23 protein-coding genes are annotated in these 24177 nt (G+C 64.2%); 9 read left to right on the plus strand and 14 right to left on the minus strand.

The window, feature by feature from the left end; genetic code table 11:
* Nucleotides 1-131 precede the first annotated feature (131 nt).
* On the plus strand, nucleotides 132-1727 hold the full coding sequence (locus G8O24_RS04410) for an FAD-dependent oxidoreductase (protein WP_188096831.1): 1596 nt from the start codon (nucleotides 132-134) through the stop codon (nucleotides 1725-1727).
* Nucleotides 1724-2110, plus strand: a complete 387-nt coding sequence (locus tag G8O24_RS04415) for a 4Fe-4S dicluster domain-containing protein (protein ID WP_188096833.1) — start codon at nucleotides 1724-1726, stop codon at nucleotides 2108-2110. Before G8O24_RS04410 ends, G8O24_RS04415 begins: the two co-directional genes overlap by 4 nt.
* 11 nt (nucleotides 2111-2121) lie before the next feature.
* On the opposite strand, the gene G8O24_RS04420 is transcribed toward G8O24_RS04415, so the two are convergent.
* Entirely contained in the window at nucleotides 2122-2520 is a 399-nt protein-coding gene (locus G8O24_RS04420) for a VOC family protein (protein ID WP_188096835.1), read from the minus strand.
* Between the two features lie 208 nt (nucleotides 2521-2728).
* Between G8O24_RS04420 and G8O24_RS04425 the strand changes: the two genes are divergently transcribed.
* Entirely contained in the window at nucleotides 2729-3721 is a 993-nt protein-coding gene (locus G8O24_RS04425) for an NAD(P)-dependent oxidoreductase (protein WP_188096837.1), read from the plus strand.
* Nucleotides 3722-3737: 16 nt separating this feature from the next.
* Entirely contained in the window at nucleotides 3738-4520 is a 783-nt protein-coding gene (locus tag G8O24_RS04430; protein ID WP_244645729.1) for a class II aldolase/adducin family protein, read from the plus strand.
* Here the strand turns inward: G8O24_RS04430 and G8O24_RS04435 are convergent.
* Together G8O24_RS04435 and G8O24_RS04440 are read right to left on the minus strand one after the other, a co-directional pair.
* Nucleotides 4513-5871 (minus strand): FAD/NAD(P)-binding protein, encoded by a 1359-nt coding sequence (locus tag G8O24_RS04435; protein ID WP_188096840.1) that lies wholly within the window; start codon nucleotides 5869-5871, stop codon nucleotides 4513-4515. The two genes, G8O24_RS04430 and G8O24_RS04435, sit on opposite strands and share 8 nt — an antisense overlap.
* Before the next feature lie 156 nt (nucleotides 5872-6027).
* Nucleotides 6028-6975 carry a LysR family transcriptional regulator gene (locus G8O24_RS04440; RefSeq protein ID WP_244645730.1) on the minus strand — a complete coding sequence of 316 codons (948 nt, stop codon included), beginning with the start codon at nucleotides 6973-6975 and terminating at the stop codon, nucleotides 6028-6030.
* Nucleotides 6976-7028: 53 nt separating this feature from the next.
* Between G8O24_RS04440 and G8O24_RS04445 the strand changes: the two genes are divergently transcribed.
* Complete coding sequence (locus tag G8O24_RS04445; RefSeq protein ID WP_188096842.1) at nucleotides 7029-7952, plus strand: hypothetical protein; 924 nt, start codon at nucleotides 7029-7031, stop codon at nucleotides 7950-7952.
* On the plus strand, nucleotides 7949-8962 hold the full coding sequence (locus G8O24_RS04450; RefSeq protein ID WP_188096844.1) for a DUF2891 domain-containing protein: 1014 nt from the start codon (nucleotides 7949-7951) through the stop codon (nucleotides 8960-8962). The genes G8O24_RS04445 and G8O24_RS04450 overlap by 4 nt, the downstream gene beginning before the upstream one ends.
* Before the next feature lie 45 nt (nucleotides 8963-9007).
* Here G8O24_RS04450 and G8O24_RS04455 read toward each other — a convergent pair whose 3' ends face one another.
* From G8O24_RS04455 to G8O24_RS04480, 6 genes are all read right to left on the minus strand, one after another.
* Nucleotides 9008-9583, minus strand: a complete 576-nt coding sequence (locus tag G8O24_RS04455; RefSeq protein ID WP_188096845.1) for a cysteine dioxygenase family protein — start codon at nucleotides 9581-9583, stop codon at nucleotides 9008-9010.
* Complete coding sequence (locus G8O24_RS04460; protein ID WP_311972278.1) at nucleotides 9580-10206, minus strand: nitroreductase family protein; 627 nt, start codon at nucleotides 10204-10206, stop codon at nucleotides 9580-9582. Before G8O24_RS04460 ends, G8O24_RS04455 begins: the two co-directional genes overlap by 4 nt.
* A 279-nt stretch (nucleotides 10207-10485) precedes the next feature.
* A complete protein-coding gene (locus G8O24_RS04465) occupies nucleotides 10486-12204 on the minus strand; it encodes an ABC transporter ATP-binding protein (RefSeq protein ID WP_188096847.1) in 1719 nt (572 codons plus the stop codon).
* Nucleotides 12183-13031, minus strand: a complete 849-nt coding sequence (locus tag G8O24_RS04470; protein WP_188096849.1) for an ABC transporter permease — start codon at nucleotides 13029-13031, stop codon at nucleotides 12183-12185. Before G8O24_RS04470 ends, G8O24_RS04465 begins: the two co-directional genes overlap by 22 nt.
* Nucleotides 13028-14038: an ABC transporter permease gene (locus tag G8O24_RS04475; protein ID WP_188096851.1), complete on the minus strand. Its 1011-nt coding sequence runs from the start codon at nucleotides 14036-14038 to the stop codon at nucleotides 13028-13030. The genes G8O24_RS04470 and G8O24_RS04475 overlap by 4 nt, the downstream gene beginning before the upstream one ends.
* A gap of 37 nt (nucleotides 14039-14075) precedes the next feature.
* Entirely contained in the window at nucleotides 14076-15728 is a 1653-nt protein-coding gene (locus tag G8O24_RS04480) for an ABC transporter substrate-binding protein (protein ID WP_188096853.1), read from the minus strand.
* 818 nt (nucleotides 15729-16546) lie between these two features.
* On the opposite strand from G8O24_RS04480, the gene dusA reads away from it, so the two are divergent.
* Nucleotides 16547-17542 (plus strand): tRNA dihydrouridine(20/20a) synthase DusA, encoded by a 996-nt coding sequence (gene dusA, locus G8O24_RS04485; protein WP_188096855.1) that lies wholly within the window; start codon nucleotides 16547-16549, stop codon nucleotides 17540-17542.
* Nucleotides 17543-17612: 70 nt separating this feature from the next.
* Here dusA and G8O24_RS04490 read toward each other — a convergent pair whose 3' ends face one another.
* From G8O24_RS04490 to G8O24_RS04510, 5 genes are all read right to left on the minus strand, one after another.
* Nucleotides 17613-18167, minus strand: coding sequence for a TIGR02281 family clan AA aspartic protease (locus G8O24_RS04490; protein ID WP_188096857.1), 555 nt, complete (start codon nucleotides 18165-18167; stop codon nucleotides 17613-17615).
* Between the two features lie 28 nt (nucleotides 18168-18195).
* Nucleotides 18196-18399 (minus strand): DUF1289 domain-containing protein, encoded by a 204-nt coding sequence (locus tag G8O24_RS04495; RefSeq protein ID WP_018645472.1) that lies wholly within the window; start codon nucleotides 18397-18399, stop codon nucleotides 18196-18198.
* A 44-nt stretch (nucleotides 18400-18443) separates the two neighbouring features.
* Entirely contained in the window at nucleotides 18444-20039 is a 1596-nt protein-coding gene (locus tag G8O24_RS04500; protein WP_188096859.1) for a sensor histidine kinase, read from the minus strand.
* A gap of 139 nt (nucleotides 20040-20178) precedes the next feature.
* A complete protein-coding gene (gene nhaD / locus G8O24_RS04505; RefSeq protein WP_188096861.1) occupies nucleotides 20179-21456 on the minus strand; it encodes a sodium:proton antiporter NhaD in 1278 nt (425 codons plus the stop codon).
* Between the two features lie 21 nt (nucleotides 21457-21477).
* On the minus strand, nucleotides 21478-22410 hold the full coding sequence (locus tag G8O24_RS04510; RefSeq protein WP_311972281.1) for an NAD(P)-dependent oxidoreductase: 933 nt from the start codon (nucleotides 22408-22410) through the stop codon (nucleotides 21478-21480).
* A gap of 129 nt (nucleotides 22411-22539) precedes the next feature.
* On the opposite strand from G8O24_RS04510, the gene G8O24_RS04515 reads away from it, so the two are divergent.
* Nucleotides 22540-22977, plus strand: a complete 438-nt coding sequence (locus G8O24_RS04515) for a VOC family protein (protein WP_188096865.1) — start codon at nucleotides 22540-22542, stop codon at nucleotides 22975-22977.
* Nucleotides 22978-23031: 54 nt separating this feature from the next.
* Complete coding sequence (locus tag G8O24_RS04520) at nucleotides 23032-24174, plus strand: Mrp/NBP35 family ATP-binding protein (RefSeq protein ID WP_188096866.1); 1143 nt, start codon at nucleotides 23032-23034, stop codon at nucleotides 24172-24174.
* Nucleotides 24175-24177: the final 3 nt, after the last annotated feature.

The following is a 24177-nucleotide window of genomic DNA, read 5'->3' on the forward strand; positions in this document are numbered from 1 at the left end:
GCGAGCCGAGCTGAAAAGAGTTTTGCCTTTCATTGACCTGCGTGCTGCCGCGCCCAAACATGCCGCGGGAAAGTGGTATGCCTCCGCGTCCGGTGCGGGAGGGCGGCTGCTCTATTGTCCGGAGGCAGGCTGTGATTTCGTCGTCGCTCGAAGAATTGTCGCTGACGACCGACGTGCTGATCGTCGGTGGCGGGATGGCGGGCGCGTGGGCCGCGACGTCTGCCGCCGAGGCGGGCGCGAAAGTCGTTCTGGTCGACAAGGGCTATTGCGGCACCAGCGGCGTCACGGCCGCGGCGGGGCCGGGCCATTGGTGGGTCCCGCCGGATCCTCCAGCGGCGCGCGAAGCTGCCGTCACCAATCGTGTTGCGAGCGGCCTTGGTCTAGGCGAAGCGGACTGGATGTATCGCATCCTCGACCAGACCTGGCGTACGCTGCCGACGCTGGCGGGCTATTACAAGTTCGGGGCGGATGACGAGGGGCGGGTGAACTATCGCGCGGTGCGCGGACCCGAATATATGCGCGCTTTGCGGCAGCAGGTGCTGAGCCACGGCGTTACCATCCTCGATCATTCGCCCGTGCTCGAGCTTCTGGCGCGATCCGACGGCTCGATCGGCGGTGCCCGCGGCCAGCGCCGGCAGGATGGCGGGAGGGCGTACCAGGTCGAGGCTGGAGCGGTGGTGCTCGCGGCCGGCGGCACCAGCTTCCTCTCCCATCTTCTGGGCTCGCGAACCAACACGGGGGACGGCTATCTCATGGCGGCCGAAGCGGGCGCGGAGATGTCCGGCATGGAGTTCACCGCGGCCTACACCATTGCGCCCGCGCATTCGACGATGACGCGAACCATGGCGTATTCGTTCGCGACCTATTACGATGCCGCCGGGCACGAGCTCGATCTTCCGTTCGGTCCCGACCAGACCCTGCGTCTGGCACGGGCTCTTCAGCGCGGTCCGGTCTACTGCTCGCTGCACCGACTGCCCGACGACATCAAGGCGCGGCTGCACACGATTTCGCCCAATGTTCCATTGGTGTTCGATCGCTGGGGCACCGATCCTTATCGGGATCGCTTCGAAGTCGTCTTGCACAACGACGGCACCATCAGGGGCATCGGTGGAGTGCGGGTGCACGATGTGGATGGCACGACATCGGTACCGGGACTGTTCGTGGCCGGCGACAACGCCTCGCGCGAGAAGGTTGCGGGCGCGATCTCCGGCGGGGGCAATGTCAACTCGGCCTGGGCGCTCTCGTCCGGCGTGTTCGCCGGACGTGCAGCGGCACGCCTGGCGCGAGGTGCGACGAGGAGGGGAGGCCGATTGCGCCCGCTCGGCCGCGAGCCCCGCAAAGGCGCCAAGACCGTTGACCTCGCCGCGCTTCGCGACGGCGTGCGTAGCCAGATGCATCCATTCGACAAGAATCTGTTCCGCACCGGCGATAGACTTGCAGCATCTGCGGACGTGCTCGAAGGTTTGTGGACCGAGATGGCCGATCACGCAGATAAAGGCACTATCGCCTCGCGCGAGACGGCGGCTCTATTGGCAACAGCGCGCTGGTCCGTCGCCACGGCGGGGGCACGCAAGGAGAGCAGGGGCCTTCATCGCCGCGAGGATTTTCCCTCCCAGGATGCCGGATTTGCTACTCGCTTGCTCAGTGGGGGTCTCGACCAGGTCTGGGTGACTGCCGATACGACGTCCGTAACCGCCAAAGCGGGCCGGCTCGAGGCGGCATCATGATCGAGCTCATCGTCGCGGACCGCTGCACGGATTGCGGGGCATGCATTGAGGTTTGTCCAGCTAATGTGCTCGACGCCGGGCAAGGCGGCCTGCCGGTCCTCGCGCGTGCCGAGGATTGCCAGACCTGCTTCATGTGCGAGCTCTATTGTCGGGCGGATGCCATCTACGTCGCACCCGATTGCGACCGCCGTGTTGCCGTAAGCGAGGCAGAAGTGCTGGCGTCCGGCCGTCTCGGCCAATACCGCAAGCACTCCGGTTGGAACGAATGGGCGGAACACTATCCCAACGAGCAATGGCTGATGGAGACCGTCTTCCGCCGCGCCGGCGAGGCTGCGGCGCAAACGCGGGCAGTGAGGCCTGAGGGCCTTGGCGGAAAGGAATAGAAGCAGTCAGATCAGCGGGAGGCCGACGACAGCACATCTGCCGGATGCTTGTCGGTGTGCTCGACATATTCGACCAGCGTCTGGTCCGGATGCCGCACCAGCATGTTGCGGCCGGTCGGCACTGGCTTTGGTGCCTCCAGGATCGTCGCGCTGACCGTCGGCAGATGCGCGGCAAAGGCCTCAATGTCCTCTACCATGAACGTCATGTGCGTTGCGGTGAACCGGCTCAGGCTTTGTTCGGTTCCGGCGATGAACAGGATCGAGGCGACCTGCGCGAGCCGTAGATCGTACTCGGGATAATCAAAGCGGAGGCGCGCTTTCTGGCCGATCAGCGTTTCGTAAAAGGTGACGGCCGCATCCAGTTCTTCCAGCGGCAGGCACCGCCGGGTCAGGATGTTGAGGATTTCCATGGGTGAGCTCCTTGATCTGCAGTCAAGATCGGATCGCTCGTGACGTTGTCAAGCTGCGAGCGTACCGACCGGCAACGAGCAGAGACGATTCCTTATGCCTCGATCGGAGCTGTCGTCCTGTTGTTGCCCGATGCCGATGATCTTTGAAAAGACTATCTTTTGCCAAGCGCTTAGCATGTCACTTCGTTATCATCTCGAGCGTCGCGACATGAACACTCCCCGCATTGAAAGCAGGCATGCCTCCACCAGCGTGCGGTCGCCGATCATCGTCAATCAGCTCGGCGCAGAGGTTCGTGCCGTCCTGGCCGATCATTGGTCACGTCCGCTGATCATCGATCATCCTGCCGATCGCGTACCATGGGAGATCGCGCCCGAGGCTGACGTGTTGCTGACGCGGCCGTTGGCGGGTTGGCAAGGCGCGCCCAAGGAGAAGCCGGCCGGCTGGCCGTTTGGCCTGCGCTGGATCCAGACCGCCTCGACGGGCGTCGATTTCTTTCCGGCGTGGCTGCTCGATGGGCCCGTGGTAACGGTCGGCCGCGGCATCTCGGCCGATCCGATCGCCGAATATGTTCTCGCGGCAATCCTCGGCTTCGAAAAGCGCATTCACGCGCTCCGCCCGCGCAGCCGCGAGCAGTGGAAGATCGCCCCACTGGGGTCGCTCAGCGGCAAGACAATCGGCATCGCAGGTTTCGGTTCGATCGGCCGTGCCGTCGCCGAGCGGGTCAAGCCGTTCGGCGTCAACATCAAGGTATTGCGGCGCTCGGCCTGGCCTTACGTTCTGCCGGGCATCCAGCCTGTGGACAGCATCGAGCAATTGGTCGAGGTCTCCGACCATCTCGTCCTGGCGCTGCCGGCGACAACGAAGACCGCCCGCCTGATCAATGCCGACGTGCTGGCGCGGGCCAAAAAATCGCTGCATCTGATCAACGTCGCGCGCGGCAAGATCATCGATCAGAAAGCTCTTCTGCAGGCGCTCGATGACGGACGGATCGCCGGCGCCACGCTCGATGTTACCGATCCGGAGCCGCCGCCGGATGGCGATCCCATTTATAACCATCCCAAGGTCGTCCTCACTCCGCACGTCTCGTGGACGGGTGGCGAGGACGCTAGGCGGCTGGCCGACAAGACGCTGGTGAACCTCGACGCCTATGCGCATGGCGTGGCGCTGGCCGATGTCTTCGACAAGAATCTCGAATACTAGAAAAGGAGCCGCAACAATGAACAAGGTCGTCGAGAAGCCCAAAAAGTACTCTCTGGTCGAGCGCACACCGGCCGCGACATTCGCGGAAGAGCGGCTGCACCGCAAGCAACGGCTTGCTGCGACGTTCCGGCTGTTTTCGCGTTACGGTTTCGATCAGGGCCTCGCGGGCCATGTCACCGTGCGAGATCCGGAGTTTCCGGAACGGTTCTGGATCAACCCGTTGTCAAAGCATTTCAGCCAGATCAAGGTGTCCGACCTTCAGCTGGTCGACCACGACGGCAACATCCTGGTCGGTGACAAACCGATCAATCAGGCCGGCTTTGTCATCCATTCTGCGATCCACGCTGCGCATCCGGAAGTGATCGCAGCGGCCCACACCCATTCGACTTACGGCAAGGCCTGGTCGGCGCTCGGCCGTCTGCTCGATCCGCTGACGCAGGATTCCTGCGCCTTCTACCAGGATCACGTGCTGTTCGATCCCTTCTCCGGCGTCGTGCTGGAGGCCGAGGAGGGCCGCAAGATCGCACAGGCGCTGGGATCGAAGAAGGCGGCGATCCTGCAGAACCACGGCCTGCTCACGGTTGGGCCGACCATCGAGGCGGCCGCGTGGTGGTACATCGCGATGGATAACGCCGCGCGCGCCCAGTTGCTGGCCGAGGCCGCCGGCACGCCAAAGCCGATCCCGCACGAGATCGCCAGCCTGACCTCGCGGCAGGTCGGCACGCACAAGGGCGGCTATTTCAGCTTCCAGCCGCTCTGGGACTGGATCACCGAGGCGGAGCCGGATTTGTTCAACTAATGCCGTCGAAGGCGCGGAGACGCGCAGCCAGCTCCGCGCATTGCTGTCGGATGTCGGGAACGGCAATGATCTCCCAGAACGCGGCCCGCGTCAGCGGGCCGACGGCGTAGAGACGGCGAGAGGGGGACCCGTCGCGATTGACGATCGCGCAGTCGCGCGTGACGTCGATCCCAATCCGCAGCGGGTCGATGCGGGCAAGGCCCTCGTCGAGCAGGCTGCGCACGGCCGGGTTGGTGCTGGCGCGGGGATCGCGGACGATACCGGTGCAGTCGATGATGGCTCCGACCTGCAACTCGGACGTCTCGGCTTGGCCGCGCCGGCGATAGCGAACGAGCGCACCGCCGGCGTTCGGTGTGACGGCAGCGAGCTTGCCGGCGATGACCGTCAGCCGCCCCATCGCAAGGGCCTCCGCAATGCGAGCCTCGACCTCCGGCGCGGTGCGGTGGCGATGCACATCCCACCAGGCGCGGGCGTGTTCGAGGAAACGGCGCCTCGAGCTCATCGGCAGTTCGTACCAAAGCCGTTGGGTGAAAGGCCGGATCGCGTCGATGGCGCCGCGCCAGTCGCCGCCTTCGGCGACATGTCTCTCGATGCGGCGGCGAAACCAGCGGAGCAGCGTTCCTATCTCGGCGCCGAACGGAATTTCGCTCTCGGCAAAGCGCATGGGATCGACGCGCCGATGCGCTCGCGGCAGCAGGCCGCGCCGCGACAGTGCGACGATCCGCCCCTGATGTCCGCAACGGAGCAGCGACAGCACATAATCGACCATCGAGAGACCCGTGCCGAGAATGAGCACGGTGGCCTTCGTTTCGATGCCGGCGTCGGCGGGTGAGGCCCAGGGTTCGGCATGGCCCGCCAGCAGCGGCACTGCGGCGTCATGGCCGGTCGCGAGGATGGCCGTGCTCCCGGTGATGCATGTTCCGTCGGAAAGGGTGACGGCGACGTCGGAGGGATTTTCGCGGATCGATACGCACTCGCCGCGCACGATGGTCAGGCCTTGAGATCCGTCGCGAGATTTCAGCGGCGCAATCAGTTCGGCGAGATAGTCGCCGTAGGTTTGCCGCGGAACGAAGCAATAGGGATCCGGACACAGCGGCCCGCCGGGCCGTGCACATAGCCAGTTCCAGAAATGGTCGGGATCTTCGGGCAGCGCGCTCATATTCGTCACGCGCACATTGAGGAGATGTTCGGGATTGCCTGCATGATAGGCAAGTCCGCGTCCGACTTCTGGCCGCTTCTCGATCAAGGTCACGCGGAGATCGGATGGATTGGTCTTCAGAAGCTGGAAGGCGAGAAGGACGCCGCTGGCGCCTCCCCCGATAACGATCGCGTGCCGCCCCTCCGGACCCATCGTGCGTCCCCGTTCTGATCGTTCAGCCAACGTCGCAGGATCGGGCAAGTTCTACAGCTCAAATGCGTTGATAGTCAGACGAGTGCAATATTCTATTGTTCATCAAATCAAGAGTAGCGATGCTCCGTTGAGGCGCCATTTGCTGGAATGATTCTGTCAAATTTCCTTGCAAACGCGACCGACCACTTCGATGAACCAGCGCAGCGCCGGATCCGCCGCGGCGCGACGGGTATGGAGCAGGTCGATATTGAACGCGTCGACATCGTAGGGAACCGGAACGACGGATACACCGGCAGTGGCCGCGAAGCGGCGCGCGATGCGCTCGGCCATGGTCGCTACCAGATCGGTGCCGGCAACGGCAAACGGCACCGCGACGACGTGGGCGAGCGTAATCGCCGTCCTGCGTTTGCGGCCATGGCGGCTGAGCATCGTGTCGATAGCGCCAGGAAGTCCGTCGCCGCCGGCGGATGAGAACAGCACATGCGGAAGACGCGCGTACTCGTCCTTTGTGAGCCGTTTCCCTTTGGCGCGCCTGGCGTCGCGAATGCAGACGAAGTTCTCCGCGAACAGCGTGTATCTGGTGATGCGCGGGGAGGCGGGAAGGTGGCCGCCGATCAACACGTTGACATCGCCGCGCTCGAGGCTGGCGACACTCGCGGCCGGATCGATGATGGGGCGCACCACGAGATCGATCCTTGGCGCCTCCCGCCGCAGCGCCTCGACCAACCGAGGCACCACGATGAGGTCGCCGTAATCGGTCGCGGCAATCGCCAGGCGACGGTGGGATGTTGCGGGGTCGAACATCGATTTGGGCGCGAGCGCGCTTCGGATCTGCGCCAACGCGTCGCTGATCGGTTGGGTCAGCGCCAACGCTCTGGCCGTCGGTTGCATGCCCGAAGCCGAACGCAGGAAGAGCGGATCGTCAAACAGCGCGCGCAGCCGCGTCAGCGCGCTGCTCATTGAAGGTTGCGCGAGGCCGATGCGTTCCCCGGCGCGGGTCACGTGGCGTTCCTCCATGAGCGCCTCGAAGGCGACCAGGAGGTTGAGGTCGACGGAAGCCAAATTCATATGAGCGATAATAGATATGGTAATAATCGATTTCAAGAATGACGCGGGATGTGGTCTATCGACGGCGAGGATATGATTGGACGAGGCGTATGCGACCTTCACTCCTGCGCGTCATCCCGCGCGGACCGACACTGCTGGCGCTCGGCGTCCTGCTCGGATTGGCCTTTCCGGCTCTTGCGGACCTCGCTCGCCCCTTGATGCCAATGACGATCTTCCTGATCGTGCTCGGAACGCTGCTGCGGATCGATAGCCAGGCTGTGATCGCCGCGCTGCGGCGGCCATCGCTCTCCCTGCTGCTTCCCGCGATCGTCATGGTTGCCTGTCCGGTGCTGGTCGGTGCAGCCGGATACGGCCTGAACCTTGCTCCGGAAATCACGCTTGCAATCGTGCTCGCCGTCTCGGCGCCGCCGTCGAGCGGAACGGCGGCGGTGGCGCGCATGCTCGGCCTCGACGGTGCGGTACCGCTCGTGGTGACGGTATTGTCCATGGTGCTGGCGCCGATCACCGTGCCGCTTCTCGCGAGCTGGTTCGGCGGATTGGAGATCAGCTCGCTCGAGCTCGCGCTGCGTCTGGCGCTGCTGATCGGCAGCGCCGAAGGCGTCGCGCTCCTGGCCCGGCGGCAAGCGGCCTCGATGCTGGCGGCCCATGGCGAGGTGGTTGACGGGATCATCGTCATGGCGCTCCTCGTCTTTGCCGTCGCGACCATGGCCGGCATTCGCGCGCAGATCGCTGCCGATGTGCAAGCCGCCCTGCTGTGCCTCGGGCTCGCCTTTGCCTGCAATCTCGGCCTTCAGGCGACGGGCGTCTTGCTGCTGCCGGGCAACCTCGGCCAGCGCCTGACCGTCGGCCTCATCCTCGGCAATCGCAATGTCGGCCTCGTCTGGTCGGCGCTGGGTACTGCCGCCTCGCCACGCATCGCCCTATACTTCGCCGCGGCGCAATTTCCGATCTACCTCCTGCCGCGCCTGATCGAAACATTGATCGGCCAAGATACTGGAAAGGCCAAGCTGTGACCACGTTCCATCTCACCCTCGATCACGCCCAGCACTTCGCCCGCATCGCGCTCGGCCATGTCAGGCGGGAGTACCCCAACAATGTGGACCACGCGCTGGCCGAACCCTCGGACGCCTGCACGCCGAGCCAGCTGCACCCGATCTTCTACGGCAGCTATGACTGGCACTCCTGCGTCCACAGCTACTGGATGCTGGCGCGACTGCTGCGCCGCTATCCTGATTTTGCGCCAGCAGCTGACATCCGCGCGCTGTTCGACACGCAGTTCGTCGCCGACAAGGTCGACGCCGAGCGTGCTTATTTCGCTCGTCCAACTGCCCGTGGTTTCAAACGGCCCTATGGCTGGGCCTGGCTGTTGAAGCTCGCGACCGAGCTCGCGCTCCACCGCGACGATCGCTGGAGCCGCAATCTCGCACCGCTGGCCGACGTCATCGCGCAGCGCTTTCGCGACTTCCTGCCGCGTGCAACATATCCGGTACGGGTCGGCACGCATTTCAACACCGCGTTCGGCCTGCGCATGGCGGCGGACTATGCCGGCGTCACAAGGGACGAAGCGCTAGCCACGTTGCTACGCGAGACCGGCCAGCGCTGGTATGGCGAGGATCGCGATTGTCCGGCCTGGGGTGAACCGAGCGGTGACGATTTTCAGTCGTCGGCCCTGATCGAGGCGGAGTGCATGCGGCGCCTGTTGACGCCGAACGAGTTCTTGCCCTGGTTCGATCGGTTCCTGCCGCGATTGTCCGAGCGGCAGCCGGAAACGCTGTTCCGGCCTGCCTCGGTCAGTGATCGCACCGATGGCAAGATCGCTCATCTCGACGGACTCAATCTTAGCCGGGCCTGGTGCTGGCGTTCGCTTGGCAACGCATTGCCGGCAGCCGATCCCCGTCGCGCCCTAGCTCACGAAGCCGCGCGCGAGCATCTGGCCGCAGGTCTTCCTCATATCGCCGAGCATTACATGGGCGAACACTGGCTGGCGAGTTTTGCTGTGCTGGCGCTTGAGGATGAGGATTAGGCGCGCGACAGCGAGAATAGACCTGCAGACGATCCCCGGCGGGCCTCAGACCCAGAGATTGGGCACGAACTCGTTGGAATATCCCGAGACGAACTCGTGCTCGGCTCCGGTCGTTGCATCGAAGACGGAGCGGTGAATCCTGCCGATGTTGCCGCCATAGACGTGAATGCTGATCGACGACTTGTCCGCCAAGCCGTTCGAGATGGCATGAATGTCGCCGATGTCGGGCGAGACGGCGGCCACCGTGCCTTTGGCCAGGCGCTCGGTGGGGCCGGGCCGCAACGAGCCATCGGGTTGCCGCGCATAGCTCACCGAGAGTTCTTCCCCCCGCAATACGCCCACCAGTCCCCAGACCCGGTGGTCGTGGATCGGGGTGCCCTGTCCGGGCCCCCAGACGAAGCTGACGATGGAGAAACGGTCGAGCGGATCGGCGTAGAGCAGGTATTGCCGATAGGCCTTGCCGTCAGCCGCAGCGTAAGCGTCCGGCAGCCAGTCGTCCGCGGTGACCAGTTCCTTGAGCTTCGGCGCAAGCCGAGCAAGGGTCGCGCTCTCATCCAGCTTCGCATCGACGATCTGGGCGACCTCGGCGACGAAGGTCCGGAGTTTGGGCAGGCCGGTCATCGTGCCACCTCGAACCGCTGTGGAAACAAACCACGCGCGGCGAATTCATCGACGGAGGCGCGCGGGCTTGGTTGTTCGCGCTGAAGCAGGGCTGGCGCCAGATGCGCTCCATCGCCCTTGCGACCGAGCGCGACCACAATCTCGATGTCAAATCCCTGCGGGACGCCGAAGAGCGTGCGCGCCTTCTCGACGTCGAACCCGCTCATGCCATGAGCGGCCCAGCCGCTGATTGCAGCCTGATTAGCAAAATTGGCCCATGCGGCGCCTGCATCGAAGGAATGGGTTCGCGAAAATTGTGCTTCGGTCTTGCCAGGCGGCGTGAACTCCTTCTTGGAGAGAAGATAGATCAAGGCCGCCGCATGTTGAGCCCATCCGCGATTGAACTCGATCAACGGAGCAACAAAGGTATCAAAATCCGCCTCGCCTCTGAGAGCGTAGAGAAACCGCCAGGGCTGCGAGTTATAGGCGGAGGGTGCCCACCGCGCGGCCTCGAACAACGTCCGAAGTTCGCCTTCCGAAATCTGCTCCTGAGAAAATCCCCGGGGGGACCAGCGATCGACGAAGATGCGCTCGGCTGGGTGGTCAGCGACGCGGTTCGTGCGCGGCGATGTCTGGACTGTCACGGTATCTCTCTCATTGCAACGAGGCATGTTCAACATGGGGTGCACGAGCAGATATCATGGCCAGCATCGCGCCGGACACTGCAGACTCGCGACGGAAACAAGTTTGGCAGGATCTCCGCGAGCGCGACAAGTTCTTGAGAACGACATTTCTGCATTGGCCACATGCGGGACAATTCTTTGCCGCCGCCGCAGGCAGGCACGACGATCGTCGGTGGTATTGTGTTACAAGCAGCGCATGAAGCGTAATTGCGGCGATCGAGTTAAGTCCTTTTGCGGACTTCAGCCCGCGGTCACGCGCGGACGTGCATGCGCCGGCTGCGCGACACCAGCGCCTCCCGACGGAATGGATTCCAGCAACGACCTCGTATAGGGCTGCTGTGGATTGTCGAAGATCTCGGCGACGGTGCCGTGCTCGACGATGCGCCCACGGTGCATGACTGAAACGGTGTGAGCGAGCTGGCGCACCAGCGCCAGATCGTGCGAGACGAACACATAGGTCAGGCCCAGATTGGCCTGCAGCGTGAGCAGGACTTCGATGATGCCGGCCTGGACGCTGACGTCGAGTGCGGAGGTGGGTTCGTCGAGCACGATCACGTCAGGCTTGAGCACCAGCGACCGCGCGATGGCGACGCGCTGGCGCTGGCCGCCTGACAGGGCTCCCGGTTTGCGGGACAGCAGGTGCTCGCCGAGCCCGACGTCGGCCGACGCTTCGCGCACCCGCTCGTCGCGCTCCTCGCGCGCTCCGACCTTGAAGCGGTCGAGCGGCTCGCGCACCAGCTGCTCGACCGTCCAGGTCGGATCCAGAGAAGTGAACGGGTTCTGGTAGACCAGCTGAAGGTGGCGCCATGCCGAGCGCAGTGCCTCCGGCGACCGACCGGTGACCTGCTCCCCTCCGACCGAGATGGTCCCGCTGTCGGGTTGCTCAAGCCCGAGCAGAAGTCGCACCGCCGTCGTCTTGCCCGAGCCGGACTCGCCGACCAGCGCGTGTGTGGTGCCGGCCGGAACGGTGAACGACAAATCGCTGGCGGCCGTCAGCGTCTTGCCGTCGACGGTGAAGGTCTTCGTGACGGCGTTGACATCGATCTTTGGTGTTGAAGCGTCGCCAGTCTTGAGGGTGTGGAAGCGTACGTCGCGCAGCGGGGCGTAGCGGTCAGGATTGAGCGCCGGAACGTCGGCGCGCAGCTTTCTCGCGTAGCTAGACGCCGGCGAGGAGAAGACCGAAGTGGTCCGGCCGGCCTCCTGAATGACGCCGTCCTTGAGCACCACCAGCGCGTTCGCCCGTTCGGCGGCAATGGCCAGATCGTGGGTGATGAGCAGCAGGCTGATCTTGAGGTCGTGCTGCAGCCGCGTGAGCAGGTCGAGGATGCGCTTTTGGATCGTGACGTCGAGCGCCGACGTTGGTTCATCCGCCACCAGCAGTGCCGGCCGCGGAAGGATGGCAAGGCCGATCAGCACGCGCTGGAGCATGCCGCCGGACAGCTGGTGCGGATAGGAGCCGTAGACACGCTGGGGATTGTCGAGCCCGACCTCGGCGAAGGTGTCCAGGATGAGTTGCTTGCGGATCGCGCTGTCGGGCTCGTCGAGCAGCGCGGCGGCCTCCTGGGCCTGGGCGCCGATCGTCCGCACCGGATTGAGCGAGTTGGCGGGGTCCTGCGGCACGAACCCAATGGCGCGCCCCCGCAGCGGCCGGAAGCCGCGCTCGGAAATCCCCAGCACCTCCTGGCCGTCGAACGCGACGCGGCCGGTGGCGCGTCCGCCGCTGGGAAGCAGCCGCAACACCGCGCGGGCGATCGTCGATTTGCCCGAGCCGGACTCCCCGATGAGAGCGAGGCTGTCGCCGCGACCGAGTTCAAAGCCCACATTGGTCACGACCTCGTGCGGCCCGTAGGAGACCGAGAGGCCATCGACCCGGAGTAGCGGGAGCGGGCGCAGCGGCACTGGCGCGGTGAGCTCGGCGCGTGTGAATGTGTTTACGGTCAGTCTGTCTTGCGCAGCCATCGGCTGATCCTGTTCACGGAGAGGACGGTCGCGATCGTCACGAAGGCGGGCGCGTAGACCAGCCACGGCCATTTGAGGTAGTCCTTGCCGATCGAGATCAAGAGGCCCCAGTCGGAAGCGGGCGGCGGATCGCCGTAACCGAGGAAGGCAAGGCTCGCGATCACCAGGATCGACAGGCCGAATTGCAGCACGGCGAGCGGGAGCACCGAGCGCGATGCGTTCGGCAGCACGTGCCGCAACAGAATGTGCCAGCGCGAGCCGCCCATCAGGAATGCCGCCTCGACAAAAACCGCCTGCCGGGTCTTGATGACTTCCGAGCGCATCACGCGCGCGAACACCGCCACCGCCGAGACGCCGGTCGCGATCGCGGCGTTGGTGGTGTCAAAACCGATCGCGGTGACGACGATGACCGCCAGCAGGAAGTTCGGGATCGCCAGCAGCACGTCGACCAGGCGAGCGAGCACGATGTCCACCCAGCCGCCGAGGAAGCCGGCCAGCAGGCCGATGAGGCCGCCTGAAACAGCGGCAATGACGACGGCGATGAGCGAACTCGCCACCGAGGACGCCGTGCCGTAGACCACGCGCGCATAGAGGTCGCGGCCGAGATGGTCGGTGCCGAACCAGTGCGCGGCGCTCGGACTGAGCAGTTTCTCAGCGGGAACGCCGACGATCGGGCTGTGACTCGTGAACAAGCCCGGCGCCAGCGACCAGGCGATCACCAAAGCGATGATCATGAAAGACAAGGCGACGGTCGGCGGCACCCGACGAGCTGACAGCCAGCCAATCGACCTATCGCGCGAAGCAGAGGAAAGGGAGGCTAGGCTCATGATGTCACCGCCGCGGATGTGGCAGTCGCGCTGTCGTCAGCGGTGGTCGGGCGCACGCCTTGACCGCCGATCAGCTTTACGCGCGGATCGAGTAGCGGGTAGACCAGGTCGGCGATCAGGTTGACGAGCACGAATACGACTGCGGCGAGCGAGACGACCGCCTGTAGGACGGGCAGGTCCTGCGTGCTCACCGAGCGCTGCACCAGGCTGCCGATGCCGGTGCGGCCGAACACCGTCTCGGTAATCAGCGACCCGCCCAGCAATTCACCGATGGCGAGTGCGATGACGGTGACGACCGGGAGCGAAGAGGGCTTGAGCAAATGCCTGGCAAACAGACGCGCTGGTCCCAGTCCACGGCTGCGCGCAACAGCGGCATATTCCTGCTCGGATTCTTTGTCGAGGTTCGCGATCAGCACCTCGGTGATCCGCGCGGAGATGGGCACTCCGAGCGCGATCGCGGCGAAAAAGGTCGCCCAGAAGCTATCCGGCGCAATCACGCGAAACAGTCCAAGCTGGAAGCCGAAGATGTGGATCAGCGCCAGGCCGATCACGAAATTGGGCACTGACAGGAACAATGACGGGAAACCGCGCAGCAAGCCCTGACCGAATCGTTTCGGAAGGAACTGCGTGCCGTAGCCGATCGTCAGCGCCAGCAGCAGCGCGATGGCGAACGCAGCGGATGCGAGGGTCAACGTTGACGGGAGAACTTCGGCGATCAGGGTTGTCACCGGCCGGCTGGACCGCATCGACAAGCCGAGGTCGCCGGTCACGAAGTTGGATAGCGATGTCCAGAGCTGGACTGGAATCGGCCTGTCCAATCCCTGGGCAGCAATGATCTGCCTGATCTGGTCTTCACTAAACCCGTTCTGCGGGTCGCGTAGCACGTTGGTGATGGGATCGCCGGGCAGGATGCTGACGACGACGAAAGTGAAGACGTAAGCCAGCAGAATGACGACGACGGCCTGGGCGAAACGCTTTGCAGCATACGACAGATAGGCGCCTCTCATTCCGGTCCGCTCCTCGCATTGCTCGGTTGCACGGCGCCTACTCGCCGATCGTCGCCGTGTAATAGCTGGCGTAGGCGATGCCGTTGTAGACCTCTCCCTTGAGCTTTGGCGATAGCACGTAGATCCTCTGAACGATCTGCGTGCGTGGAATGAAGTAGCCTTGCTCGAGAACGTAAGCCTGCAGCTCGTCGAGCAGCGGATTGCGAACGTCGAGAGAAGCCGCGCCGGCAATCTTGTCGCGAAGCTCGTTGAGCTTCTTGTCGCTATCGCCGAGATTGAACCAGTTCTCGCCGTTGTTGGCATCGGTGAGGATGCTGGCGACCGTACCGGCGTCGATGAAGCTGCGCGTCACCTCGTAGGCCGGCACGGTCGGGCCGCCGAACCGGACCTTTTCGCCGAAAGTCACGACGTCGTAGGCCCGGATGGTGACCTTCCACCCGATCTTGCCGAGTTGTTGGGCGATGAGCTCGTCGATCGACTTCGCGGTCGCGAGGTAGGGGTTGGAGTGGAGCGTGAGCGACAGCTGCTTGCCATCCTTGGTGCGGATGCCGCCAGCTCCCTTGATCCAGCCAGCTTCGTCGAGAAGCTTCGCGGCCTTGTCGGGATTGTAGGTCAGGAGATCGCTGTGGTCGGTCGCACCGGGCACGTTGCTCTGGATGAAGGACGTTGCCGGTTTCCAGTCGGGCGTGTAGACGGTGTCGATGATCTCCTTCCGGTCGATCGCGGCCTGGAGCGCCTGGCGTACCCTGACATCATTGTACGGCTCCAGCTTGGTGTTGATCGCAAGGCCATTGACGAAGCCGAGATAGCGCGGCGTCGCGATCGTGAACCCGGCCTCCTTGAGAGACTTTAATTCCTGCGGCGAGGGGCTGTAGGCAACATCGGCTTGTCCCGACTGGACAGCGGCGACGCGCAACGATGGTTCGGACACGATCTTGTAGGTGATCGAATTCAGATAGGCCGGGCCGGTGTGTCCGACGGCGGCCGGACCCCAATTGTAGTCCTTGCGCTTGACCAGCTTGACGAAGTCGCCCTCTTTCCAGGAGGCGACCACATAGGGCCCGCTGCCGGATGTCTTGGAGAGGTCGGCCTGCTGGGCGGCAGGCTGCGCGAGCGTCTTTGGGGAGATGAGGATCGAGCCATGGTAGCCGAGTGTCGGGACAAACCCGAGCGTCGGCGCCTTGAAGAAGACTTTCACCGTGGCTGCGTCAACGGCCTCGGCGCGATCGTAAGTCTTCGGAAAGAGTCCAACCGGGTTGATGCCATCGTTCCTGCGGCCAGCATACCAGATGTCGAGATTGGCAACGACAGCCGCTGCGTCAAGCGGAGTGCCGTCGGAGAAGGTGACGCCCTTCTTGAGGTGCAGGGTGAACTGGGTGGCATCGCCGCTCTGTTCCCAGCTCTCCGCGATCCAGGGACTGACCTTGCCGTCGGCATCGACATAGACGAGCTTGTCGGTCACGTGGCCCCAGATGTGGCCCTGGAAACTGGAGATGGAGCTGTTGTTCGGGATCCACGTGCCGCCGAGCGAGTCGATGAGGAAGACGATGTCGCCACCATTCGGCGGGGCGCCGGCACTCCGCACCGGAGACAGTCCCGCCATCGCTGTCAAGGCGACGGCTGCCACTGCGGAACTCGCGGCCAACAGGCGACGCCGGGTGAGCGAGAGCGAAGGGAAACGCGCGGTCATGGAAGGCCCCTGATGATTGGTGGCGTCGATCGCGGCACTCGTGGAGATGCTTCGCCACGACCGGCGTTTCTGCGTAGGAGAAGCGAAACGAACGGATCTGGCCATTCCAAATTTCGCTGGAGATGGACAACAAATGCTTCGGGATCGGAGCGATGTGAGTGACAGCTATGTTGTCGTCAGTGCGAACGCACTCGGCCGTGGTTGTCTTGCGACCAAATACGTATCGATTGTCGCACTTGGTCGCATGTCAGTTCGAGACGCATGCCACGGGCGGCCTCACTGGAGCGGGGCTCGATGCTTTCTGCAACTTGTTGAAACTGCTATGGTAAGCTGCGCGCCTCAGCCCATGCGAGATGGGGCCTCCGCTCGAATCTGCCGTTCTCGCCGTCGACTTTGCTTGCGGGGTCAAAGGCACGCTCGCGACGGTTCGCGCGACACGACGTTTTAGCGCGTCCCCGCGTTCCGAACGAACGGTCCGCCGAGGTGCTGGATGACCTGACGCATGTGAGACGTCGTTCGGAGCATCACCAGAGACGATTGTCTATCTGCGAGCAGATGTCCGCGTGAGCGGATAGTTCCTCGTTGGGAGGGCGAAATCCGTCCGTTGCAGAGCGACACTGCCCTTTGGGTTGTGGTTCCACCATAATGGCGCCAATGCGCGGCGAATAACCGGCAGAGGCGTCTCATTTTCTCGGGTGGCTTGGGGAGAATGCGATACCACGACCGCTGGCCATAGGCAGCATGGTGATCAACGGTAGCTATACTATTTTCGCGGAAGTAGTATAACCGGGCGACTGCCAAGCGGGTGTTGTAACCAATTGAAATCGCGAAACTATCTCTTTTCCGTTGCACCCATGATGGATTGGACCGACCGGCATTGCCGGGTGTTCCACCGTCATCTGGCGCGGCACGCGCTGCTCTATACGGAGATGCTGACGACCGGCGCCATCATTCATGGCGATCGGGAGCGGCTGCTGGGTTTCGATGCGGTCGAGCACCCGGTGGCACTTCAGCTTGGCGGGTCGGATCCCGGCGAGCTCGCGAAGGCTGCGCGGATCGGCGAACAGTTCGGCTATGATGAGATCAATCTGAATGTCGGCTGTCCCTCCGATCGCGTGAAGGATGGCCGCTTCGGCGCCTGCCTGATGGCGGAGCCGGAGCTGGTGGCAAGGTGTGTCGAGGCCATGAAGCGCGCGGTCGCCGTGCCCGTGACGGTCAAGTGCCGCATTGGCATCGACGAGCAGGATCCGGAAGTCGCGCTCGATGCGCTCGCGCGTGCCGTCGTAGGTGCCGGCTGTGATGCGCTGATCGTGCACGCCCGCAAGGCTTGGCTCAACGGTCTGTCGCCGAAGGAAAATCGCGATATACCGCCGCTGGACTATGATCGTGTCTATCGTCTCAAGCGCGCGATGCCTGACGTGCCCGTCATCCTCAATGGGGGCGTGCCGAGTATCGAGGAGGCAAGGGCACACCTCGACCATGTCGACGGCGTGATGCTCGGCCGCGCGGCCTACCAGGAGCCGTGGCGGCTTCTCGCTGTCGATTCCCACATCTTCGGCGCGGCGGCGTCGCATGCGACCATGCAGGACGCATTCGAGGCGATGATGCCCTATATCGAGGCGCAGCTTGCACGCGGCACGCGGCTGCACGCCATCACGCGGCATTTCGTTGGCGCCTTCCACGCCGTACCTGGCGCGCGCGCCTTCCGCCGGCATCTGGCCGAGCAGGGCGTGAAACCAGGGGCGGGCATCGACGTCCTGCGCGATGCGATCGCTCGCGTCGGCGCCCATGCGCCGGCAGAGGCGGCCGCCTGACCCGATACTCGGTCTTGGTCGATCATTTCGGCGCGAAGGGCGCGGCACAGCGTGGTGCTGGGAGCCGTCCCTAATCGACCGCCGTGCGCGAGCGGCGGTGGCTACTCTGGAGCTCCGGATAGCCGGTGAGCATCAGCGTGTCCGAGCGTACGCCCCAGCTTTCCAGGCGATCGAGAAAGCTCATGCCGAGCAGGTTTGTCTTCATCAGTCCGCGCGGCACGACGAGGGCCGGCACCGATTTCTCGACCAGATGGCCGACGGCGAGACGATCGAGCGTCAGCCGGGCCGCCTTGGTGTGGCCGCCGGCGGTCTCGAGGTCGACGTCATATTCGAGCATATCGAGCGGCAGCCCGATGGCCTTCGCGGTCTCCCAGGTCAGCACCACCGAGGTGGCGCCGGTATCGATCACCATCGGCGCGGCAACGCCGTTGATCTTGGCGCGCAGTGCGAACTCGCCGCCTTGACCGCGCTGGATCTGCACGGCCGGGGCGGGTGTCACCGTCTGTGCGCGAAAAATGTGCGAGACCTTGTGGCTGGCGCGCGCGATCTGGTCGGGATCGCCATAGGCCACTACGGCGCCGGCCGTGCCGGCGAGCATGACGAGAACAAGCATGAAGCGGATCATTGTGCGCCTCCGAAGGCGTCCAGGCCCGTCAGGTGCGCTTTGGCGATCCCGCGATCGGTTGCAACCCGGCGTCCGCCATGCGCGCCGGCAACAGCGCCATGACCGAGAGACGTTCCGCGCTCTCCATCGCATGCCAGCGCGCGATCTCCGGCAAGGTGCGGCCGCAGCCGAAGCACAGCTTGGTCTTGGGATCGATCATGCAGACGGCGACGCACGGCGTTTCTTTGCTCATACGGACATAGTGAGGGATCGTCGGGCATGTCTGCAAGCATCTCGTTAAGAGCCCGTGCCGGCGCTCATGATCGGCTTGTGGCGCGGCCGGCGCTTCTCGTCGGGCGCCGTGAAATTCTCGGGTTGCAGCGGCGGCGAATCCTCGGAAAGCGGCGCCAGCGCGCTCATGACGCGCTCCGGCGGGAAAGTGACGATCACCTCGGTGCCGATGCGCAGCTTCGATTTCAGCGTGAACGTGCCGCCATGCAGGTCGATCAGGTTCTTGGCGATTGGCAGTCCCAGACCCGCGCCCTGTTCGGCCGATTTGATCGAGTTGGAACCCTGGCCGAACGATGCGAGCACGACCGGGATTTCGTCCTCGGGAATGCCGGAGCCGGTATCCTTCACCGAGAGATATTGTCCGCCCGAAGCGGTCCAGCCGGCCTTCAGCCAGATCTCGCCGCCTTGCGGGGTGAACTTGATTGAGTTGGAGAGCAGATTGAGCACGACTTGGCGGATCGCACGCTCGTCGGCCCAGAGCCGCGGCATGGCCTGCTCGAACACCTCGTGGATGGTAATGCCGCGGCTCGAGGCGCGAAGCTTCATCAGATGATGGCAATCGGCGACAATGCCGACCAGCGACACCGCTTCCTCGTTCAGCTCATAGCGGCCGGCCTCGATCCGCGACAGGTCGAGGATCTCGTTGATCAGGTTGAGCAGATGCACACCGGAATTGTGGATGTCCGCCGAATATTCCTTGTAGACCGGCACCGCATGCGCGCCAAAGATCTCGCTCTTCATCACCTCGGAGAAGCCGAGGATGGCGTTGAGCGGCGTGCGCAGCTCATGGCTCATCTGCGCCAGGAAGCGCGATTTGGCGACGTTGGCGGATTCGGCGCGGTGGCGAGCTTCGTCGGAGATTGCCTTGGCCTGTTCGAGCTCGCCGATCAGCGCATCCTTCTCGGCGCGCGCCTCCAGCGTGGCGAAGGTCGAGGAGTGCAGGCGATGCGCCAGCAGCACGAAATAGCCTTCGGCCGCCAGTGAGAGCGCGCCCAGAATGTAATTGTCCAGCGAGCCGCTCATCACGAAGCTCAATGCCATGGCGACCGCAACCGGCGCGGTGGCGGCCAGCGCTGCGATCGGCAGATTGGCGGCCAGCATGCTCGATACTGCGATCACCAGCAGCATCAGGAACATCATCAGCGTTTCCGTGACCATGTCGAGCACGGGATGGATCAGGATCGCCATCCAGCACAGGCCGTAGAGCAGGTCGAGCACGACGAAGCGCGTTCGCCAGGCACGCGTGGCCATGGGCGAAGCCGGCTCGGCCAGGAAGCGGCGGCAACTGCGGATCATGGCGGCGTGGATGCAGAGCATCCCGATGGTCCAGAGCGCTGCCGGGATCGGCTGCATCCACAATCCGAACAATGCGCCGGTAGCGACCACCAACAGCATCACGACATAGGAGGCCGAAAGCCGCGTCTGCGCATATTGGCGCAGCATCTCGGCGTCGAAGGCTGGCCGGGTTCCGCTGGTCGACGTTAACTTATCGCGCGCCTCGCGCACCCGCTGCGCCGCAGCCCTTCGGCTGCTCGCTGATGGAGCACTGACCGGCTCGGCCGGAAGCTGCACTACCTCAGGCTTTTCAGCGGGGTTACTCATCAAGCAACAACGATTCCTGCCCACGTCGGACGCGGGCCTTCTGCATTGTCTATCTCTGGCAAGAAATCCTTAAGAGGTGACTTAAGGAGCTAAAAAATTACGTTAACCCCGCGTTAATTTGAGATCCGGCAGACGCCGCTCAGTGCAGCCACGCATGCTGCGCGACATAGACCACGGCGCCCGCCAGATAGCCCGCCAGCGCCGCACCTGCGATGCGGCGCGCATACCAGAGGAACTCGATCCGCTCGAGCCCCATCGCTGCAACGCCCGCGGCCGAGCCGATGATCAGGATCGAGCCGCCAGTGCCGGCGCAGTAGGCAATGAACTCCCAGAGGAAGCTGTCCGACGGATAGTGGCCGAGGTCGTACATGCCCATGGTCGCTGCGACGAGCGGCACGTTGTCGACGACGGCGCTGAGCAGGCCCAGCACGACGACGATCACGTCCTGGCGGCCGATCATCGTGTCGAGCCATTTCGCCAGCATGCCGAGCAAGCCGGCATGTTCGAGGCTTGCGACTGCAAGCAGGATCCCGACGAAGAACACGATGGAACCCATGTCGATCCGCGTCAGCGCATGGGCAAGCGACAGCGGCCGGCGGACGTGCTCGTCCTTGTCGCGATGGACGACTTCCCCGACAAGCCAGACGATGCCGAGCCCAAGCAGAACGCCCATGAAGGGCGGCAGATGTGTCAGCGTCTTGAACGCCGGCACGGCGATCAAGACGCCGAGCCCAAGATAGAACATCAGGTTGCGTTCGTACCGGTCGACCGCCAGCAATCCGTTGTCCCGCTGCGGGGCCGCGATTGTCTTGCCCTTCAGCGAGAGGCCGATGAAGGCGAGCGGTACCAGCAGATTGACGAACGAGGGCAGGAACACGGCCCTCATGATTTTCAGGGGCGAGATCTGTCCGCCGATCCACAGCATGGTCGTGGTGACGTCGCCGATCACGGTCCATGCGCCACCGGCATTGGCGGCAATGACGATGAGGGATGCGAACAGCAGGCGGTCGTCTCGCCGCGCAATCAGCCGCTGGATCAGGGAGACCATGACGATGGTCGTGGTCAGGTTGTCGAGAATCGCGCTCAGGAAGAATGTGACGAGCCCGACCAGCCACATCAGTTTGGTCTGGCTCGTCGTGCCGATGCGGGAGGTGATGACCTCGAAGCCATCATGGGCGTCGACCACTTCGACGATGGTCATCGCGCCGATCAGGAAGAACACGATCTGGGCGGTGGCGGCGACGGATTCGTCGAGCTGACGGCCGACCAGCGCATGGTCGCCCGTCGTCAGCGCGTAGATCGTCCAGAGCGCGCCCGCACCAAGCAGCGCGGACGCGCTTTTGTTGACCCCGATGGGGTGTTCGAGCGCGATCGCCGCATAGGCCAGAACGAATATGGCGGCGAGCGCGATCAGCAAGGCGTGGTCAGTCCGTCAATGTCAGCGTGACAGGCGTGCGAGCAGGCTCGACGTATCCCAGCGCTTGCCGCCCATCTTCTCGACCTCGGCGTAGAACTGGTCGACCAGCGCGGTGACCGGCAGATTGGCGCCGTTGCGGCGCGCCTCAGCCAGCGCAATCGAGAGGTCCTTGCGCATCCATTCGACGGCAAAGCCGAAATCATACTTGCCTTCGTTCATGGTCTTATAGCGGTTCTCCATCTGCCACGATTGCGCGGCACCCTTGGAGATGGTCTCGATCACGGCGGCGACGTCGAGGCCGCTTTTCTTGGCGAAGTGAATGCCCTCCGAGAGGCCTTGCACGAGGCCCGCAATGCAGATCTGATTGACCATCTTGGTGAGCTGGCCGCTCCCAGCGGGCCCGAGCAGTTTGCACATCCGCGCATAGGCGCCCATGATGATCGGTTCAACGACGGCATAGTCGGCCTCGGCACCGCCGCACATCACGGTCAGCACGCCGTTCTCGGCGCCGGCCTGGCCGCCCGAGACCGGGGCATCGATGAATTTGAAGCCGGCCTTGATCGCGGCGGCGTCGAGCTCCCGCGCGACTTCGGCGGACGCCGTGGTGTGGTCAACGAAGGTTGCGCCCTTCTTCATGCCAGCAAAGGCGCCGTCAGCGCCGATCGTGACCGCGCGCAAATCGTTATCGTTGCCGACACAGCACATCACGAAATCCTGGCCTTCGGCTGCGGTCTTCGGGGTCGCTGCGGTCTTGCCGCCGAACTTGTCCGCCCACTCCTTCGCCTTGGCCGCGGTGCGGTTATAGACGGTGACCTCATGGCCCCCTTTTTTCACGAGGTGTCCGGCCATGGGGAAGCCCATCACGCCGAGACCGAGGAAAGCGACTTTAGCCATGTGTGTGTCCGTAGCTTGAGTTTTACGGTTGCGACCGGGCGAGGGGTGCCAGCCGGGGATCCTGAGGTTCCGCTGGGAGGCGGACTGGCCGCACCATAACCCGTTAGGGGCGGAGGGCAACGGCTTCGTTTGGCGGCCCCCTGTGCTAGGATAGGGGACCTCAAGGACTTCAAAACAGGGAGCGAAAGCATGGGCGGCGTGAGCGTTGGCGTGCTCGATCATTTCAATATCCGGACCCGCAGGCTGGCCGAGACGGTCCGCTTCTACGAGGATGTGCTGGGGCTGGAAAAAGGCCCTCGTCCGAATTTCGCCTTCCCGGGGGCCTGGATGTACAGCGAGGGCAAGCCGGTGGTGCACCTGGTCGACATTTCGCCGACGCAGGAGCCACAAAAGCCGGACTCCGGCGTTGTCCACCATGTCGCCTTCGTCAGCCGCGGCTTCGACGGGATGAAGCGGCGGCTGGCATCCAAGGGCATGGCGTTCGACGCCCGCCAGGTGCCGGGCGGCGACCTCTGGCAGATTTTCGTCCACGACCCCAACGGGGTCATGATCGAGCTCAATTACGAGGCGGCGAAGGAGCAGGGGGCTGCACCCGCCGAGATGGCTGGCGATATCGGCAGGCAGTAGCCTTTTGGCCGTTTCCGCTCTAATGGGGCATCTTGAACTTCCAGGAGATGCGCTTTGAGCGTGACGCAGCAACAGGTTCTCGACGGCCTCGCCAAGATCAAGTCGCCCCGCGGGGTCGCGCTCACCAATGCCCATGTGCTGAGCGCGATCAGCGTGTCCGATGGCAAGGTGTTCTTCTCGATCAATGTCGATGCCGCCGAGGCGCGGGCCTGGGAAGCCGTCCGCGCCGAAGCCGAGGCTGCCGTGCGCGGCATTCCCGGCGTCACCACCGTAATGGTGGCGCTGACGGCCGAACGCAAGCCGGGCTCCGCGCCGCCGCCACCCCCGCAGCCGAGCCGCGGCGCGCCCGGCGTGCAGCCGGTCCATGCCCACAAGCCGCCGCCTCAGGGCGGCGCCCAATCGCCGATGGCGCGGCAGTCCGAAATTCCTGGCGTCACTGCCGTGATCGCGGTGGCCTCCGGCAAGGGCGGGGTCGGCAAATCGACCACGGCGCTCAATCTGGCGCTGGGCCTGCGCGATCTCGGCCTTAAGGTCGGGCTGCTCGACGCCGACATCTACGGCCCCTCGGTGCCGCGGTTGACTGGCCTGCACGAGAAGCCGGAGCTGGATGGCGAGCGCAAGATGATTCCGCTCCGGCGCTTCGGCCTCGCCATCATGTCGATCGGCTTCCTGGTCGAGGAAGAGACCGCGATGATCTGGCGCGGCCCGATGGTGATGTCGGCGGTGACACAGATGCTGCGCGACGTCGCATGGGGCAAGCTCGACGTGCTCGTCGTCGACATGCCGCCGGGCACGGGCGATGCGCAGCTCACGCTGGCGCAGAACGTGCCGCTGAAGGGGGCGGTGATCGTGTCGACCCCGCAGGACCTGTCCCTGATCGATGCGCGGCGCGGCCTTGCCATGTTCAAGAAGGTCAACGTGCCCGTGCTGGGCATCGTCGAGAATATGAGCTACTTCCAGTGCCCGCATTGCGGCACGAAATCGGACATCTTCGGCCATGGCGGGGCGCGCCACGAGGCCGAGAAGCTCGGCGTCCCGTTCCTGGGCGAAATTCCGCTGCACATGGCGATTCGCGCCAGTTCGGACGCCGGCAATCCGGTCGTGGACAGCGAGCCGGACGGCCCCCATGCGGCGATCTATCGCGCCATTGCGGGACAGGTGCGGGACCAGCTCAAGGGCGCCATCGCCGCCGCCTGAAGC

The organism is Bradyrhizobium campsiandrae (assembly GCF_014529705.1).
In the GTDB taxonomy this organism is placed as follows: domain Bacteria; phylum Pseudomonadota; class Alphaproteobacteria; order Rhizobiales; family Xanthobacteraceae; genus Bradyrhizobium; species Bradyrhizobium campsiandrae.